Here is a 532-nt window from a genome sequence, read left to right as displayed (position 1 = left end):
ATACCAATCTGCATTAGAAATTGGTCACTTTTGCCCAGCTTCTTGAACACATGCTCTTAATCCTGCTAGTAGACTTAATAAATGTGTTCCATGCACGACAGCATTGTTCAACAATATCGTCATAATCTTTGAAGCATCGGTTAGCTAAACAGTGTTGTCTTAGCCATTGCCATACTTGTTCAATAGGATTTAATTCTGGAGAATAAGGTGGGAGTTTCAATATTGATAAGTTATCGAATGTTTCTGTCGTTTCATTTGTATGCCAAGGTGCGCCATCTGTAATAACAAGTGCATATCTGTCAGATTCTGTCGCCTCTGAAATTTGTCTTAAGTGCTGTGTCATGACGTCTCTATTCACAAATGGCGCGACGAGTGCTTCGGTTTTTCCAGTCGCTGGACACACAGCACCAAAAAGATAAGCGTACTCAAATTGCTGTTGTTGAACGCTGCGAGGTCTTGTACCTGTTGCTGCCCAGAGCCTTGTTGTTGTATTTTGTTGACCAAAGCGGGCTTCATCCTGAAACCAAATATC

General features: G+C 41.4%; 1 protein-coding gene. It reads right to left on the bottom strand.

The genetic code is table 11. The annotated features are described in order from the left end of the window. Positions 1-13: 13 nt before the first annotated feature. The coding region (locus tag Q0779_RS23740; protein WP_298776736.1) for an IS630 family transposase at positions 14-532 on the bottom strand (519 nt) is incomplete at its 5' end.

This window comes from uncultured Shewanella sp. (assembly GCF_947491715.1).
Classification (GTDB): Bacteria; Pseudomonadota; Gammaproteobacteria; order Enterobacterales; family Shewanellaceae; genus Shewanella.
The sequence above is the reverse complement of the archived record's forward strand: the minus strand, read 5'-3'. Positions and strand labels throughout refer to the sequence as shown.